This is a genomic window from Streptomyces aurantiacus, from assembly GCF_001418335.1.
In the GTDB taxonomy this organism is placed as follows: domain Bacteria; phylum Actinomycetota; class Actinomycetes; order Streptomycetales; family Streptomycetaceae; genus Streptomyces; species Streptomyces aurantiacus.
Genome location: NZ_LIPP01000010.1, coordinates 22,443 through 36,995, shown reverse-complemented (window position 1 = coordinate 36,995; position 14,553 = coordinate 22,443). Strand labels below are relative to the sequence as shown.

The following is a 14,553-nucleotide window of genomic DNA, read 5'->3' as shown; positions in this document are numbered from 1 at the left end:
GGGCCCTTCTGATGGATCTCCGTGGGGAAGGAGCGGCGTCCGGTGCGTGCTCTCGGCGTGCCGGGCACAGGCCCGCGTACTGGACGTACTTGGGTCTGTGCCCGGTGCGGCGAGAGGGCGTGCCGGGCGTCGCGACGCCGCGGAGATCCATCAGAAGGGCCCTACACGCCGAGCGTGGCGCCGCCGTCGACCGTGAGGCTGTGCAGGGTGATGTGCGCGGCCCGGTCGGAGAGCAGGAAGACGACGGCGTCGGCGATGTCGTCGGGCCGGGCCAGTTTTCGCAGCGGAATGCCCACGCGGTATTCCTCGGGCTTGCCGTCGAGGGTGCCGCGCGGTCCGCTCTCGTCGTGCCACATCGAGGTGAGCATCGGGGTGTCGGTGGAGCCCGGAGCCACCAGGTTGCAGCGGATGCCGTACTCGGCGACCTCAAGGCCGAGGCACTTGGTGAACATCGTGGCGGCGGCCTTCGACGCCGCGTAGGCGGCCATGTGCCGGCGCGCGGTGCCTGCCGCGTTGGACGCCACCGTGACGACGGTGCCCCGGCGGCGCGGCACCATCCGGTTGACGACCGCCTGCGACATGGCGAACACGCCGGTGGCGTTGACCGCGAAGGTGGCGTCCCAGTCGTCGGCGGACAACCGGCGGGCTTCGCCCAGGCGGAGCACACCGGCGGTGTTGACGAGGTGGTCCAGCGGCCCGAGGCGCTCCTCGACCTCACCGACCACGCGGTCGACCTCGGCCCGGTCGGTGATGTCGGCGGGGAAGGCCTCGACGACGAGTCCGTCGGCGGTCAGTTTCCGCACCGTGGTGAACAGTCCCTCGGCGTCGCGGTCCACCGCGGCCACCGCCATGCCGTCCTCGGCGAGCGCCCGGACCACCGCGCCGCCTATCCCTCCCGCTGCGCCGGTGACCAGCGCGATCCTGCCCTCCATGTGTCTCCCCCTTCGTCGGCTCTTTCTCCGGTCCTGCGGACTTCTTCGGTTACGCGTCCCAGGCCTCGACGACGGACAGCGCCTGGTCCGGGCGGAGCCGCGGGTCGCAGAGGCTGGTGTACGTCTCGTGCACCTGATCGGCGGCGGACGGATTCGGGGCGCATTCGGTGACGTGGTCCGGGGTGGTCTCCAGGTGCAGACCGCCGGCGACCCCGCCGGCCTCCCGGACCGCGGCCCGGAACTCCCGGACCTCCTGCGTGATCCACTCCACGTAACGGGTCTTGCGTCCGCCCGGGGTGGTGACGGTGTTGGCGTGCATGGGGTCGCACAGCCAGATGACGGGGTGTCCGGCGGCGCGCACCGCCGACACCAGCGGCGGCAGCCGGCGGGCGGCGAGCTGGGCGCCCATCCGGGCGATCAGCGTGAGCCTGCCCGGCTCGCGGGCCGGGTCCAACCGCTCGCACAGCGCGAGCAGTTCACCGACGGTCATGCCGGGGCCGGCCTTGCAGGCGACCGGGTTGGCCACCGCGGAGAGCAGGGCCACGTGGGCCCCGTCGACCTGGCGGGTCCGGTCGCCGATCCACGGCCAGTGCGTGGAGGCCAGGTACGGCGTGCCCGTGGAATCCCTGCGCACCAGCGGGAGTTCGTAGTCCAGGACGAGTGCCTCGTGGCTGGTCCACACCGGCGGTCCGGTCGGTGACCCGCTCGCCGACCCGGCCGACGGCCCGGCCTGCGGCTCCGCCGGACCGCGGCGCCAGCCGAGGTGGCGCAGGACGTCGTCGGACGCGCGGTAGCACCTCTCCATGCGCAGCGGATCGGGCCGCCTGGCCCGTAGGTTCGGCTCGGGTCCGTTGACCAGGTGCCCGCGGTAGACGGGGAGTTCCACGTCGCCGACCCATTCCGTCGGCTTCGAACGCGGCTTGCCGAACTGCCCCGCCATCCGCCCCACGCGGACCACGGGCCGGTGCGTGACCGCCGTCAGCCGGGCCGCGAGTACGTCGAGCAGGTCCGCCTTGCGGGCGACCTGAGCCGCGGTGCACTGGGCCGGGTCCTCCGCGCAGTCCCCCGCCTGCACCACATGGGCGGCGCCGGCGGCGACGGCGGCCAGGTCCGAGCGCAGGGCGCGTACGTCCTCGGATCCGACGAGTCCCGGAGCGTGCAGGAGCCGCCGCCGTACCCGTCGCAGCTCCTCCTCGTCTTCCCACCGCGGCTGTTGGCCGGCCGGCTTCGATCCGAATTCGAGCACGGGGTTGTCCACTGATCTCTCCTGTGGGGATGACCGGTGCGCAGATGTGTCACGCAGATGTGTCACGCGGGCGGGTGAGCGGAGGCAGCAGCGCGGAGATCCATCAGAAGCCCCCTGGGGCGCAGCCCCCGCTCCGGCCGCCGTGGGCGGTCGCGGAGCGGGGCTTCGGCGCCCCCTGGCGCGGAATCGGCGCAACCGGGTGATCGGCTGATCGGTCGCCGCCGCGTCGTCCGGCGCCCGGACAGCGGTCGAGACGGAGGTAGCCGCCTCGACCGCTGTCCGGCTGGGCACCGGACCTGCGATGGCACCGGTCCTGCGATGGCGCCGATCCTGTTACGGGGCAAGGGACCCCCACAACACGCCGATCGGCACTTCGTCAGGTGGCGTGCCGTGTCCCGGCCGCGCCCCGCCAGTGGGTGGCGTTCGCCGAGGCCAGCACGGAGACCGCGTGCGCGGCCGAGGCCAGGGTCATGTGCCGGTGCCATCCCTCGAACGACCGGCCCACGTAGTCCTCGATGCCGACGGTCTTGGACACCTGCGCGTAGTCGTCCTCGACGCGGTCCAGCAGCGTGCACAGGGCGAGCGGCACGGCCGGCTGACCGCACGGCAGGTCGGTGAGCCACAGCTGCGGGGCGTCCTGCTGCCTGCCGCGCTCGGACAGGGCGAACAGGGTCAGCGGCCGGGCCGTTGCCGACCTGCGCATGCCTGGTCTCCCCGACGCCAGTTTCACGGTCACGGTCGCCAGCTGCCCCGTCCGTACGCCGCCGCCCAGGCCGGGCTGCAGCCACCGGACGGGGTGCCGTGAGCCGCTGCACGCCCGCGCCACCTCCGACGCCTGCATCCTCGCGGTGCCCTGATAGCCGGTCAGCGCCGGGTCGGTGACGACCAGAGGAAGCGATTCGTCAATGCGCGCCATCAGCGGGATGCCCCGCCGGCCCAGCCGGTTCACGAGCGTGAGGACGTCCATGGCCCGTGCGTCCAGCACCACCGGGCGTACCGGCATGGCCCACTCCGTCATCATCTCGACGCAGAGTTTGGCGGCCCTGTCGGTCACGGGCTCCACTTCGGCGCTGTCCGGGATGGACGCCCGGCTCCGGCGGCAGCCGTCGTCGATCCAGACCTGGGGCAGATGGAGGCTCCAGTCGACGGGGCTGCTCCGGCCGCCCGAAGCGGCCCAGACACTGACCGCCTGCTGGGCGTTGAGCACCCGGCCCTCGGCCGGGACGAAGCGGCGGTCGACACCGACGGAATGCTGGCCGGCCTTGCGGATCACCGTGTTCTGCACCACCCAGGCCTCCACCGGAAGGCGCGGCACCAGATACCGGGTCAGTGCCTCACGCACCGGCATCCAGTCCCAGGTGGATTCGCTGATGAAATGGTGCAGGCTCTGATCGACCGCTCGGCCACCGATGAGATTCGCGATGTTCCTGATGGATTTGCGCCCGGTGACCCTCAGCAGGCCTTTTACGTACGTGACGCCCTTCTTGCGCTGGTCCGCGCGCGGCAGTGACGCAAAAAGCGACGTCGACATTTCCTGGAGTAAATCGTCGCTTACGCTGTCGTCAGGTAAACGATTTACTTCCGTTATTCCCGCGCGGGCGGCGATCAACGGCAATGGCACTGCAGTACCCCCGTACATACGACTCTCCTCGGGCAGGCGAATGCCCTCGAATTGATCGTGCAGTTTCCCTGTCCGCCTTGGCGACGCGTGTATAACGCGAGCGGCTCCCGTGACCCGTCCCGGGCGCAAGACGATGCGGTCTTCCGGTGGAAGCCGATCACGCCGTGCGGACGAGCCCGGATCGCGACTCCGCTTGTCCGAGCCCGCCCCCTTCCTTCGGTGGCCACAAAACTCGCCAAAGCGACACGATTTTATGGGGCCGTGCGGCTTTTCTCCACGGTGAACGTTGACATCTGTCACCTCGCTCACCGAAGAGGCACGACGACGCACCGCCGGACAGCGACCTCTCCCATGAGACATGACGGACTGTTACCGGCCGGATTGACGGCCACCTCACGGGTAACCTCACCCTCATGGGCATGGACACCACCGAGAAAGGCCCCGCGGAATCACCAATACCGCCGGAACCGACGGAACCGGTTAACGAAAACGCCGGCCTGCCGCAGCCGGCCGAGTCGGCCGGTGATCGGTTCGGCGTTGCGGAATACGGCTTTCCGGCCGACCGGGCGACGGCCCAGGCCTTCGACACCTACACCCTGGCGGGTCCATTGCTCTGGGATGCGGACGGCGACCCGGACTGACACCTCTGCGCGTTCCGATCCCCTCGCGGAACTCGCTCCGTATCCGCCGCGCCCCCGAACCGGCCACCGGCCACCGGCCGTCGTGCCTGAATGGCCGGATCGGTTCGGCCTCCCAGGACAAAACACGGGGAGGCGTCCGGGCTCGCGGCGCGTTCTGATATTTGCAGATGAAATGAAGAGTCGCGATTCAGAGGCGGTCGCCGGAGAACACGTACACGGTCTTGCGCGTCTGTCCGTCGCGCACCGTCTGACGGAGGAGGAGATGGGCGAGGTCACCGCGGGACGTACGAGCGCCGGGCAGGGCGTGCGAGGAGGTCCGGTAGTCGGTGAGGCCCGCGCCGCAAAGGCGGCCGGGCCGCACGAGGGTCCAGTCCAGCGCGCTGCCCCGGACGATGTCCTCCATGCGCCCCATGTCCCTGTGCACGCCGCGCATCCGCGCCTGGAAGACGCGGCGGCGCGCCTCCCTTCGCGACAGCGCCCGGCCGGACCGCACGGCCGGGTCGAGGCCCGCGGAACTGACGCACACCAGACGCCGCGTTCCGTGGCCGGTCATCGACGTGACGATATTGGCGGCGCCCTCCGAGTAGACGGTGACGGGTCTCCTGGTCGGGGGTACGCCGACGACCGAGACGACCGCGTCGTGGCCCGCCACGACCCAGTCCACCGCTTCGGCGTCCCGCACGTCGGCCTCGGCCACCTGCACGTCCCGGTCGTGGAACGGGAACTCCCGGGGCCGCCGGGCGATGGCTGTCACCGAGTGGCCCGCCGTGACGGCCATGGCGACGACCAGGCGCCCCGTGGCACCGTTGGCGCCGAACACCACGAGTTTCATGGCTGCCTCCTGCCCGAACAGCGTTCCGTCGCCAGTACAACGTTCGATCCCATAGATCAACGTACTACCATGGCAGGCAGAGAGCACGAGAGCCGGAGAGGCTGGTGGCACCGTCGTGAACAAGCCACGGGGGAACGATCCGACCGTCGCGGAGGCCGCGCACAGCGTCTGGCTGCGCCCGCCGGTGCCGCGCGCGGTACCGCCGTTGACCCGGGAGCGCATCACCGAAGGGGCGGTCGCGCTGCTGGACGAGGAAGGCTTGGACCGGCTGACCATGCGGCACCTCGCGGAGCGGCTCGGCGTCGGCACCACGACGCTGTACTGGCACGTCAAGACCAAGGCCGACGTGATCGACCTGGCGATCGACGCCATCTTCGGCGAGACCTCGCTGCCCGACAGGGACTCCGGTGACTGGCGGGAGAACATCGTCGCCCTCCTGGCGGACTGCCGGGCCACGCTTCTGCGGCACCCGTGGTCGGCCGCCCTGCCGCTGCGTCAACGGCCGTCGATCGGGCCGAACTTCCTCGCCTGGATGGAGTTCCTGCAAGCCTCCCTGGTACGCGTCGGCTTCCGGGGCAAGGCGGTCACGGCAGCGTGCTGGCTGCTGTACAGCCACCTCCAGGGATCCACCGCCAGCCAGTCGAGCCTGCGCTGGTCCGACAGCGAACGGGCCGCGGCCCAGGAGCAGTTGCGTCGCCACCGGGACACGTACCCGACACTGGCGAGCCACGAGTACCTGCTCGACGACGACTGGGAGCAGAACTTCCACCTGGGACTGCGGTACGCGCTCGACGGGCTCCAGGCCCAGATCGACACCTGACAGACCCGTGGAGTTCCGGTGGACCGCGGAGCGCGCGCCCACTGTCCTGATGTGTGCGATCCGTCGCATCCGGCGAGCCGTCCCCGTACGGCGTCGGACCGGTGCGCAACGGAGAAGGCACCAGACGGCACACCGACACCGGGGGCCGCGACCGGACCCGTTCCCGTCGCGCCCGACCCGGAGCGTGTGGCCGTACCCCATCAGGACGACAACGGAGCAGACCATGATCACATGTGGTGCGGTCACCGCAGGACCCGGAATCCTCGGCACGGGCTCCTACCTGCCCAGCCGGGTCATCGACAACAAGGACATCAGCGAACTGATCGGGGTCTCGGAGGAGGCGATCTGGCGCAAGACGGCGATCCGCGAGCGCCGCTGGGCCAAGCCCGAGGAGGCGACGTCGGACCTTGCCGTCGCCGCCGCCAGGGCCGCTCTCGAACAGGCCGGCGTCAGCGCCTCCCAGCTGGGCGTCGTCATCGTGGCCACCTCCACGCCCGACTCCCCGCAGCCCGCGACGGCGAGTGTCGTCGCGGACGAGCTCGGCGCCGGCCACGGAACCGCGGCCTTCGACGTCAACGCCGTGTGCAGCGGCTTCACGTTCGCCCTGCCGGTGGCCGAACGGCTCCTGGCGGGCGACGAGCACAGCTACGCGCTGGTCATCGGCGCCGACGTCTACTCACGCATCCTGGCCCTCGACGACCGCCGCACCGCCCTGCTGTTCGGAGACGGTGCCGGTGCCGTCGTACTGGGCCCGGGCGGCCGGCGCCGGCTGCTGTCCGCCCGGCTGGCCGGCTTCGGCGCGGCACGTGACCTCATCCGGGTCCCCGCAGGCGGCAGCCGGCTGCCGGCGACGGAGGAGACGCTGAGCGCGGGCCTGCACCACTTCAGGATGGACGGGCGGGGCGTGAGCGACTTCATCGACAGCGTGGTGGTTCCCGGCATCCGGGAATTCCTCGCGGACAACGGGGTGCGGCCCGACGAACTCGCACACTTCGTGCCGCACCAGGCCAACGGCCGGATCCTGGACGAGATCTCCAAGAGCCTGGGGATCGCTTCGGACCGGCTGGCCACCACGGTCACCCGGTACGGCAACACGGGTGCCGCGTCGGTGCCCATCACCCTGGACCACCTGAGCCGTTCGGGCGCCGTGGCCGAGGGCGACCTGCTGCTCCTCGCCGCGTTCGGCGGGGGCATGTCCATGGGGCTGACGCTGATCTCCTGCTGAACCCTCCTGCTGAACGCCGGGCGTGCCACCCGGCCGCGCGTCACCGCTTGTTGCCGATGTGCAGCGCCTCCTTCACGAAGACACCGGCGTAACTGGGCACGCCCCGCGTCGTGACGACCTCGATGACCTCGTCCACGTTCCGGCTGTCGACCGCCGAACGCACCAGCGCGTCCGCGAGGTCGTTGCGCGAGGTGAACCGGCCGGGCGTGCGCGGCTTGCCGACGACGTAGTCGGTCGGGGCCGTGCCGTCGAAGAGGCCGGCCGGGCGGATGATCGTCCAGTCGAGACCACTGGCGCGCACGATCTGCTCCATGCGGCCCATGTCCTCGTAGAGCGTGCGTCCCATCTTCAGCAGCATCGGTGCGATCAGCTTCCGGAAGGTGAAGGACTCACCCGGCGCGTGCTCGGGGTCGACACCCATCGAGCTCACGCAGACCAGCCGGCGGACGCCGTGGACGTCCATCGCCTTGATCATGTTCGCGACGCCGTCGGAGTAGACCGTCACGGGCTCCTTGGTGTACGGCAGGCCGAGCGTGGAGAGGACCGCGTCCTGTCCGGCCACCGCGCGGTCCACCGCTCCGGCGTCGTGGACGTCCGCGCCCACGACCCGCAGCCGGGCGCCGCCGAGCGGGTACGTGTCGGGCCGGCGAGTGACGGCCGTGACCGTGTGCCCTTCGGCGAGTGCCTGTTCGGTGGCCAGTCGGCCGGTCGGTCCGTTGGCGCCGAAGATGACCAGTTTCACGGATTCCTCCTGCGAGAGGTGTGGGCGTGGGGGCTCGTGTCACTCGCTCGTCGACCTCCGCCGGGACGACGATCGGCCACTAGTACGTTGTTCTAGTGCCAGACCAATGTACCACGGGGCGAAAGCGAAAGGCACGGAGAAAAGGGACAGGGAGAGGGACAGGGACAGGGAGAGGCATACGCAAGCGACCGGCCCCGATGCGGGGCCGGTCGCTGGTCGCGAGTCGCGCGGTCGGTCGGTCGACAGGTGCTCAGTCGGTCTCAGTCCATCGACAGGTGGGGGAACTTCCTGGCGAGGTCCTCCAGGCCGACGTACTTGATGGCCGACTCCGTCTGCCGGAGGCCGATCCCGTAGGCGGTGGCGACCTCCACGAGGCGCTGGGTCTGGTGCTCGATCGCCCTGAGGTTGTCCTCGTGCACCTCGCTCGCCAGGTGCCGGGAGATGCTGCACGTGCCGTACGGCGAACCGTTGTGCTCCGAGGCCAGGATCTCGACGCTCGATCCGTTCGGCACGATGAGCGAACCCCAGTGGCACACCGCGTTGTGCAGCGCCAGGATCGTCGTCTGCTGGCCCGCGTGGGCGGCGGACCCCGAGGCGAACACGGTGACGGCCTTGTCCACCAGCTTGCCCGGGATGGCGACCGGGCCGGAGTGGTCGATGAAGTTCAGGATCTGCGGGGCCGGCAGTCCGAAGTGGACCGGACTGCCGATCATGATCGCGTCCGCCCACAGCAGATCGTCCAGCGTGGCCACGGGCACATCGGCGGTGGCACTTTCCACGCTGTCATACGCCTCCTTGTCCAGCACCATCGGGTCCGGCAGCTCGCCGACCTTGAGCAGCTTCGGTTCGGCGCCCGCCTTCTCGGCCGCCGCGGCGGCCGCCGCGGCCAGCTTGAACACGTTCCCGCTCCGGGAATGGAAGATGATGGCTACCTTGATCACGTGCACTCCTCGCCACTCGCGTTCTCGATCACCACGTCACGTTCGGTACGAGCGGCATCATGAGTTCCGCGTAACCGGTACGCATAGCCGAATGCCACACAGTTCGTCAGGTACGCAAGAGATCCGGCGCAATACCGGCGGCGACCTGACACACTGGAAGGTGCCTGGTTGAGCGTGCTCCCGTGATCCCGGTGTGCTGTCGCCATGGCGAATTCAAGCGACCAGGCGATTGCCCTTCCGACCGACCTCGTGCAGCTCCCCGCGGCATTCTCGGAGGCATTCAACGCCGGCAATCTCGAAGTCCTGAAGATGCTTTTCGACCCGCACGCCATGCGCGTCCTCTCCCCCGGGAAATTCCAGGCCGGCGAGAAACTCTGGGATTCCGGCGAGGAAGTGACCGCCCACCGCCTGCCCATCAGCCTGAAGGTGCGGCACGCCTACACCGTCGGCGACACGGCCCTCATGATCATCGACTACGTGCACGAGGGGACCGGTCCCGACGGCAAACACGTCCGCGTCGAGGGAACGGCCGCCGACATCGCCCGGCGCGGCGCCGACGGAGTCTGGCGCTGCCTGATCAGCAACCCGTCCGGCACGAGCCGGGCCTGAGGACCGGGCATGCAGGACGACACCCGGGCACCCGCCGCACAACCCTGGCTGCGTGCGATCGACGTGCACCACCACATCCTCCCGGACTTCTACCGCGACGAACTCCAGGCCCTGGGAATTCCGACCGTACTGCCCGGCATCGACAAACCGACGTGGAACGCCGGGGCCAGCCTCTCCATGATGGACCGCCATGGAATCCGGGCCGCCGTGACGAGCGTCTGGCCGGGTGTTCCGACCTCACTGGAGGTCAAACCGGCCGCGGAATTCGCGCGCCGCGTCAACGAATACCTCGCCGGCCTGATATCCGACCACCCCGGCCGGTTCGGCGCGTTCGCGGTGCTTCCCTTTCCGCACATGGACGCGGTACTGGACGAGTTCGCGTACGCCGTCGACGTACTCGGCCTCGACGGTGTCGGCCTGGTCAGCAATTACGGCGGACTGTACGTCGGGGACCCCTCGATGGACCCGCTCTTCGCGGAAGCGGAACGCCGGCACCGGCCGCTGTTCGTCCACCCCACGGTCCCGCCGGCCGGCGGCCTGCCGCTGCCGGACGTGCCCGCCCCGTGGTACGAATTCCCCTTCGAAACGGTCCGGGTGGCCGCGCAGCTCCTCTGCAACCGGACGCTCGAAACGTTCCCGGAGCTGTCGGTGATCCTGCCGCACGGCGGAGGCGGGCTGCCGTCCCTCGCCGGACGGCTCGCCGCCGGGGCGCTCATCAGCCCGGCACTCGCCGCCCGGCTGCCCGAGGACCCGATGGGCTCGCTGCGCCGGCTGTACCTCGACATCGCGATGACCGGTGACCCGCACGCCCTGGCGGCACTGCGTTCCTTCAGCCCGGCGAGCCGGCTCCTGGTCGGCTCGGACTTTCCCCTCATGCCGGAGGCGGCCACGCTCGGCACCGGTCACCGCGTGCTGGCCCACGGGAAGTTCGACGCCGAGGAACGGCTCCTTCTCGACCACCGAAACGCCGAGGGACTCTTCCCGCGGCTCAGCGGAAAGGACGTGTGAGACATCGTGCTCACCGAGCAGACCGTGTCCGCCTACCTGGACCGCATCTCCGCCGACACACCGAAGCGCCTCGACCTCGCCGCACTGCGCCACCTGCACGAACGCCATGTGCTGTCGGTGCCGTTCGACAGTCTCGACTACCACTCGGGTGACGAGATCTATCTGGACGAGCGCGTCATCGACAAGATCGTGCACCAGCGCCGCGGCGGCGGGTGCTACGAGCTCAACGCCGCGTTCTACCTGCTCCTCCAGAGCCTCGGCTTCGAGGTGACGGTGCATCAGGGGCGTATCCGCTTCGGCAGCCGGGCCACTCCCCCGTACCACCACATGATGCTGACCGTCGCTGTCGACGGTGTCCGGTGGATCGCGGACATCGGGTTCGGCAAGGGGAGCCGGCATCCTCTCCTCGTCGACTCCGACGACCTCCACGAGGACGCGCACGGCGTGTTCTCCACCCGGCGGGTGGACCACCGCAGCGTCGAGGTGTCGCGGGGCGGCGTCCCCCAGTACGTGTTCTCCGAGGAGCCCGCGGAACTGAGCGACTTCGCCCAGACGATGTGGTGGTACCGGACCTTCCCCGGTTCCCCGTTCCTGCAGAACATCTTCTGTTCGCTGCCCCTGGAGAACGGCTGGGTCAGCCTGCGCGACGACGAGTTGACCCTCACCTCGGGAAAACAGAAGACGACGGAAAAGCTCGCCGACGACGACGCCGTCGTGGCCGCCTACCGGAAATGGTTCGGAATGAAGCTGGACAAGCGGCCCGTGCCCAGTCCGCACACCACGAACGCGATCCGTTTCTCGTTCGAGCAAGACTGACGCATTCACTCCGCCCAAGGGAATTCCCATGCTGGACGAACCGACGACGGCCGCATATCTGGAACGCATCTCGGCGAGGCCACCGGACCGGCCCGACCTGGCCGCCCTGCGCCACCTCCACGAACGCCATGTGCTGTCGGTGCCCTTCGAGAGCCTCGACTACCACCTGGGCAAGGAGGTCCAGTACAAGGACGACCAGGTCATCGACAAGATCGTGCACCAGCGCCGCGGCGGTGGCTGCGGCGAGATCAACATGTCGTTCTCCCTGCTGCTCCGCACCCTGGGCTACGCGGCACGGCTGCACCACGGGCAGGTCTGGATCGGCGGCCGGCTCAACGCCCCGTACAACCACCTGGTGGTCACCGCCGAGGTCGACGGCCGGCGGTGGCTCGTCGACGCGGGATTCGGCAAGGGCAGCAGGTATCCGCTGGCGCTGGACACCGCGGACCCACAGCCCGATCCGCACGGCGAGTTCACCGTCCGCGCCGTGGACGACCGTTCCACCGACGTGCTGTGCGACGGAAAGCCGCTGTACCGCTTCTACGACGACCCGGTGTCGATCTCGGATTTCGACCAGGTGGTGTGGTGGTACCAGACAAGTCCCGAATCCCTGCTCCGGCAGAACATGTTCTGCCGGCTTCCCCTCGACGACGGCTGGGTCCTGCTGAAGGACGACCTGCTGACGATCACCAGGGGAAAGGAGACGAGGACCGAGAAACTCGCCGATGACGCCGCCGTCCTGGCCGCCTATGAGAGCTGGTTCGGCATCACATTCGAGAAGCGGCCCACTCCGAGCCCGCACCGGAGTTCCTCCGTACGCATGGCGTTCGAGGAGAAGTAAGTACCGCGCCACAGCGGCACCGCAGCACCACGGCGCCAAAAGAAGTCGGAAGAAGCCGGAAAAGAGGAGGACGCATGCCCAAATGGGCACTCACCCCGGTCAGCCCGCGCAGTGTCGCCCTGGCACTGCCGGAACGGGTGGTCACCAACGAGGAGTTGTGCGCGACGCTCGACACCACGCCCGAGTGGATCGAGGAGCGGACGGGCATCAGGGAACGCCGCTTCCTCGAACCGCACGAGACAGTGGCCGACCTCGCGGTCGAGGCCGCGGAGAAGGCCCTGGCGGCGGCCGACGTCCAGGCCGCGGCGATCGACGTACTCGTCGTGGCGTGCACGTCGCCCGACTGGGTCATGCCCTCGCTCGGCGTGACCATCGCCGCACGCCTCGGCATCGCGACGCCGCGCATCGTCGACTTCACCCAGCACGCGTGCGCGTCCACCGTGTACGGGATGTACACGGCCGCGTCCCTGTTGCAGGAGCCGGGCCTGGAGACGGCGTTGCTCGTCTGCGCCGAGCGCGGCTCCGGCGGTACCGACCCGCAGGACCGCGTCACGCGCATCTTCTTCGGCGACGCCGCCGGGGCCGCCGTACTGCGCAAGTCGGAAGGACCCGACGGCCTGCTCGGCTACGACCTGGGCAACACCTACTCGGACGCCGTCCGGATGGCCACGCCCTGGCGCCTGAACCAGGAGGTGCCGGGCTCCCCGACCGAGACGCCGCGGACCCCGTATCTGCACATGGACGGCAGCGTGGTGCTGCGGGAGGCCATGACCCGGCTGCCGAAGTCCCTCAACGAGTCACTGGCCTCGGCCGGTGTCACCGTCGACGAGGTGAGTGGCTTCGCCCTGCACCAGGCCAGCGCCAAGCTGGTGCGGCAGATCGGGCGCATGGCCGGCGCCGACCCGGAGCGCGTCCCCGTCACCGCGGACACGCTGGGCAACACGGCCTCGGTCTCGCCCCTGACGTCGCTCTGGCGGCTGGCCCACGAGGGCCGCGCACGGCGCGCCGACCTGCTCGTCATCGCCGCGATCGGAGCCGGTTTCCTCTTCGGCTCGCTCTGCTTCCGCCTCCCGGAGGACGTCATCGCCGCGGAACTCTGACCCCGGCACGGACCGGTCGCGCGGCTCGGGCGGGGGCGAGCCGCGCGACCGCCTGCTCCGCACCCGCACCCGCATCCGCATCCGCATCCGCCCTCCCGGACCGCCAACCATTCTTAAGGACATACCGCATGAAGTACTTCGTACGACGCTGCGCCAGAGTTGCCTGGCAGAGCCTGGTGGCCTACGGGGCCACGCAGGCGACCCCGCCCCTCTGCGCGAGCCCCCTGCTCTTCAGCCCGCCACCCGCGAACGGCCCCGAACGCCTGGTCCCCGAGCGTCCGTTGACCGAGTTCGAGCGGTCCCTCGACCGGGAACTCACACGACACGGCGGATTCGGCACCTGACCACGACAAGACTCCGGTGCTGCGCCGGGCGCGTGCGCCGTGCCGTGGGCTCCGCCGCAATACCCGCGATACCCCGCGATGCCCCGCGCGTGGGTAGGGCGGCCCAAGTACGGGAATCCCGAAGGTGGTTGCCCCCACGGCCCCCAGGAAGCACGATCCGTACTTCCGGACCCCCACGCACAAGGAGTCGCCATGCTGCGCGGCATCGACGTAAGCGCCTACCAGTCGTCCTCGTACAGCACCGAAGGCCTGTCCTTCGTCTTCGTCAAGGCCACGGAAGGCCGCACGTACGTCAACCCAAAGCTGAGCGCGCAGACGAAGCGGGCCAGGGACGCCGGCTGCGTGGTGGGCTTCTACCACTTCCTGTGGCCCGGCAACCTCACGGCCCAGGCCGAGTACTTCGTCGGCAAGGCCCCGGAGAAGGCGGGCGACATCCTCGCCGTGGACTGGGAGACGACGGGCGACGGCACCCACGCGAGCAACGCGGAGAAGGACCGCTTCATCCGCAAGGTGAAGGAACTCCGGCCGAACAACCGGGTGGTCCTCTATTGCAACCGGAATTACTGGCTGAACGTGGACACGACCTCGTACGCCGGTGACGCTCTGTGGATCGCCGACTATGTCACCGCGGGCAAGCCCCGTATCCAGGCCAAGTGGCGCTTCCACCAGTACACGAACGACCCACTGGACAAGAACGTCGCGGACTTCTCCACCAAGGCCGCCCTGCGCGAATGGGCGGCGGACGCCTGAGGTGGTGAGGCCGTGAGGCCGTGCGCGACGACGAGTGCGGTGCACCACCGGGTGAGAAAAGGGGGCGCCCCCTCGCGAAACCGCG

16 protein-coding genes are annotated in these 14,553 nt (G+C 69.7%); 10 read left to right on the top strand and 6 right to left on the bottom strand.

Annotated features, from left to right (window positions below; all coding sequences use genetic code 11):
* Window positions 1–161: 161 nt before the first annotated feature.
* From AOK01_RS01580 to AOK01_RS01570, 3 genes are all read right to left on the bottom strand, one after another.
* Window positions 162–932, bottom strand: a complete 771-nt coding sequence (locus AOK01_RS01580; RefSeq protein ID WP_055507557.1) for a 2,3-dihydro-2,3-dihydroxybenzoate dehydrogenase — start codon at window positions 930–932, stop codon at window positions 162–164.
* 49 nt (window positions 933–981) lie between these two features.
* Entirely contained in the window at window positions 982–2,190 is a 1,209-nt protein-coding gene (locus tag AOK01_RS01575; protein ID WP_079103091.1) for a 3-deoxy-7-phosphoheptulonate synthase, read from the bottom strand.
* Window positions 2,191–2,554: 364 nt separating this feature from the next.
* A complete protein-coding gene (locus AOK01_RS01570) occupies window positions 2,555–3,709 on the bottom strand; it encodes an IS701 family transposase (RefSeq protein WP_055507553.1) in 1,155 nt (384 codons plus the stop codon).
* Between the two features lie 509 nt (window positions 3,710–4,218).
* On the opposite strand from AOK01_RS01570, the gene AOK01_RS01565 reads away from it, so the two are divergent.
* Complete coding sequence (locus AOK01_RS01565; protein WP_157871156.1) at window positions 4,219–4,440, top strand: hypothetical protein; 222 nt, start codon at window positions 4,219–4,221, stop codon at window positions 4,438–4,440.
* Window positions 4,441–4,627: 187 nt separating this feature from the next.
* Here the strand turns inward: AOK01_RS01565 and AOK01_RS01560 are convergent, their stop codons facing one another.
* A complete protein-coding gene (locus AOK01_RS01560) occupies window positions 4,628–5,272 on the bottom strand; it encodes an NAD(P)-dependent oxidoreductase (protein WP_055507550.1) in 645 nt (214 codons plus the stop codon).
* Window positions 5,273–5,387: 115 nt separating this feature from the next.
* Here AOK01_RS01560 and AOK01_RS01555 point away from each other — a divergent pair, with 115 nt between their 5' ends.
* Both AOK01_RS01555 and AOK01_RS01550 read left to right on the top strand, forming a co-directional pair.
* Complete coding sequence (locus AOK01_RS01555) at window positions 5,388–6,092, top strand: TetR/AcrR family transcriptional regulator (RefSeq protein WP_055507548.1); 705 nt, start codon at window positions 5,388–5,390, stop codon at window positions 6,090–6,092.
* 223 nt (window positions 6,093–6,315) lie between these two features.
* Window positions 6,316–7,317, top strand: coding sequence for a 3-oxoacyl-ACP synthase III family protein (locus AOK01_RS01550; RefSeq protein ID WP_055507546.1), 1,002 nt, complete (start codon window positions 6,316–6,318; stop codon window positions 7,315–7,317).
* Between the two features lie 40 nt (window positions 7,318–7,357).
* Here AOK01_RS01550 and AOK01_RS01545 read toward each other — a convergent pair whose 3' ends face one another.
* On the bottom strand, window positions 7,358–8,059 hold the full coding sequence (locus AOK01_RS01545; protein WP_055507544.1) for an NAD(P)-dependent oxidoreductase: 702 nt from the start codon (window positions 8,057–8,059) through the stop codon (window positions 7,358–7,360).
* Between the two features lie 260 nt (window positions 8,060–8,319).
* A complete protein-coding gene (locus AOK01_RS01540) occupies window positions 8,320–9,000 on the bottom strand; it encodes a flavodoxin family protein (protein WP_063792687.1) in 681 nt (226 codons plus the stop codon).
* 204 nt (window positions 9,001–9,204) lie between these two features.
* Between AOK01_RS01540 and AOK01_RS01535 the strand changes: the two genes are divergently transcribed.
* The 7 genes from AOK01_RS01535 (at window position 9,205) to AOK01_RS01505 (ending at window position 14,468) form a co-directional block, all read left to right on the top strand.
* Window positions 9,205–9,609 (top strand): YybH family protein, encoded by a 405-nt coding sequence (locus AOK01_RS01535; RefSeq protein WP_055507542.1) that lies wholly within the window; start codon window positions 9,205–9,207, stop codon window positions 9,607–9,609.
* A gap of 9 nt (window positions 9,610–9,618) precedes the next feature.
* Window positions 9,619–10,617 (top strand): amidohydrolase family protein, encoded by a 999-nt coding sequence (locus AOK01_RS01530; RefSeq protein ID WP_055507540.1) that lies wholly within the window; start codon window positions 9,619–9,621, stop codon window positions 10,615–10,617.
* 6 nt (window positions 10,618–10,623) lie between these two features.
* Window positions 10,624–11,433, top strand: coding sequence for an arylamine N-acetyltransferase family protein (locus AOK01_RS01525; protein ID WP_055507538.1), 810 nt, complete (start codon window positions 10,624–10,626; stop codon window positions 11,431–11,433).
* A 28-nt stretch (window positions 11,434–11,461) separates the two neighbouring features.
* The gene (locus AOK01_RS01520) at window positions 11,462–12,274 is read left to right on the top strand and encodes an arylamine N-acetyltransferase family protein (protein WP_055507536.1); all 813 of its coding nucleotides are present in this window, start codon (window positions 11,462–11,464) and stop codon (window positions 12,272–12,274) included.
* A gap of 74 nt (window positions 12,275–12,348) precedes the next feature.
* Window positions 12,349–13,374 carry a 3-oxoacyl-ACP synthase III family protein gene (locus AOK01_RS01515; RefSeq protein WP_055507534.1) on the top strand — a complete coding sequence of 342 codons (1,026 nt, stop codon included), beginning with the start codon at window positions 12,349–12,351 and terminating at the stop codon, window positions 13,372–13,374.
* Between the two features lie 128 nt (window positions 13,375–13,502).
* Window positions 13,503–13,718, top strand: coding sequence for a DUF6059 family protein (locus AOK01_RS01510; RefSeq protein WP_055507532.1), 216 nt, complete (start codon window positions 13,503–13,505; stop codon window positions 13,716–13,718).
* 192 nt (window positions 13,719–13,910) lie between these two features.
* Window positions 13,911–14,468 carry a glycoside hydrolase family 25 protein gene (locus AOK01_RS01505; RefSeq protein ID WP_055507530.1) on the top strand — a complete coding sequence of 186 codons (558 nt, stop codon included), beginning with the start codon at window positions 13,911–13,913 and terminating at the stop codon, window positions 14,466–14,468.
* Window positions 14,469–14,553: the final 85 nt, after the last annotated feature.

Excerpts from the sequence above, each read along its gene's own strand:
- AOK01_RS01520 (WP_055507536.1), top strand. The coding sequence starts at position 11,462 with ATGCTGGACGAACCGACGACGGCCGCATATCTGGAACGCATCTCGGCG.
- AOK01_RS01570 (WP_055507553.1), bottom strand. The coding sequence starts at position 3,709 with ATGTCGACGTCGCTTTTTGCGTCACTGCCGCGCGCGGACCAGCGCAAG.
- AOK01_RS01515 (WP_055507534.1), top strand. The coding sequence starts at position 12,349 with ATGCCCAAATGGGCACTCACCCCGGTCAGCCCGCGCAGTGTCGCCCTG.
- AOK01_RS01565 (WP_157871156.1), top strand. The coding sequence starts at position 4,219 with ATGGACACCACCGAGAAAGGCCCCGCGGAATCACCAATACCGCCGGAA.
- AOK01_RS01510 (WP_055507532.1), top strand. The coding sequence starts at position 13,503 with ATGAAGTACTTCGTACGACGCTGCGCCAGAGTTGCCTGGCAGAGCCTG.
- AOK01_RS01580 (WP_055507557.1), bottom strand. The coding sequence starts at position 932 with ATGGAGGGCAGGATCGCGCTGGTCACCGGCGCAGCGGGAGGGATAGGC.
- AOK01_RS01560 (WP_055507550.1), bottom strand. The coding sequence starts at position 5,272 with ATGAAACTCGTGGTGTTCGGCGCCAACGGTGCCACGGGGCGCCTGGTC.
- AOK01_RS01535 (WP_055507542.1), top strand. The coding sequence starts at position 9,205 with ATGGCGAATTCAAGCGACCAGGCGATTGCCCTTCCGACCGACCTCGTG.
- AOK01_RS01530 (WP_055507540.1), top strand. The coding sequence starts at position 9,619 with ATGCAGGACGACACCCGGGCACCCGCCGCACAACCCTGGCTGCGTGCG.
- AOK01_RS01550 (WP_055507546.1), top strand. The coding sequence starts at position 6,316 with ATGATCACATGTGGTGCGGTCACCGCAGGACCCGGAATCCTCGGCACG.
- AOK01_RS01505 (WP_055507530.1), top strand. The coding sequence starts at position 13,911 with ATGCTGCGCGGCATCGACGTAAGCGCCTACCAGTCGTCCTCGTACAGC.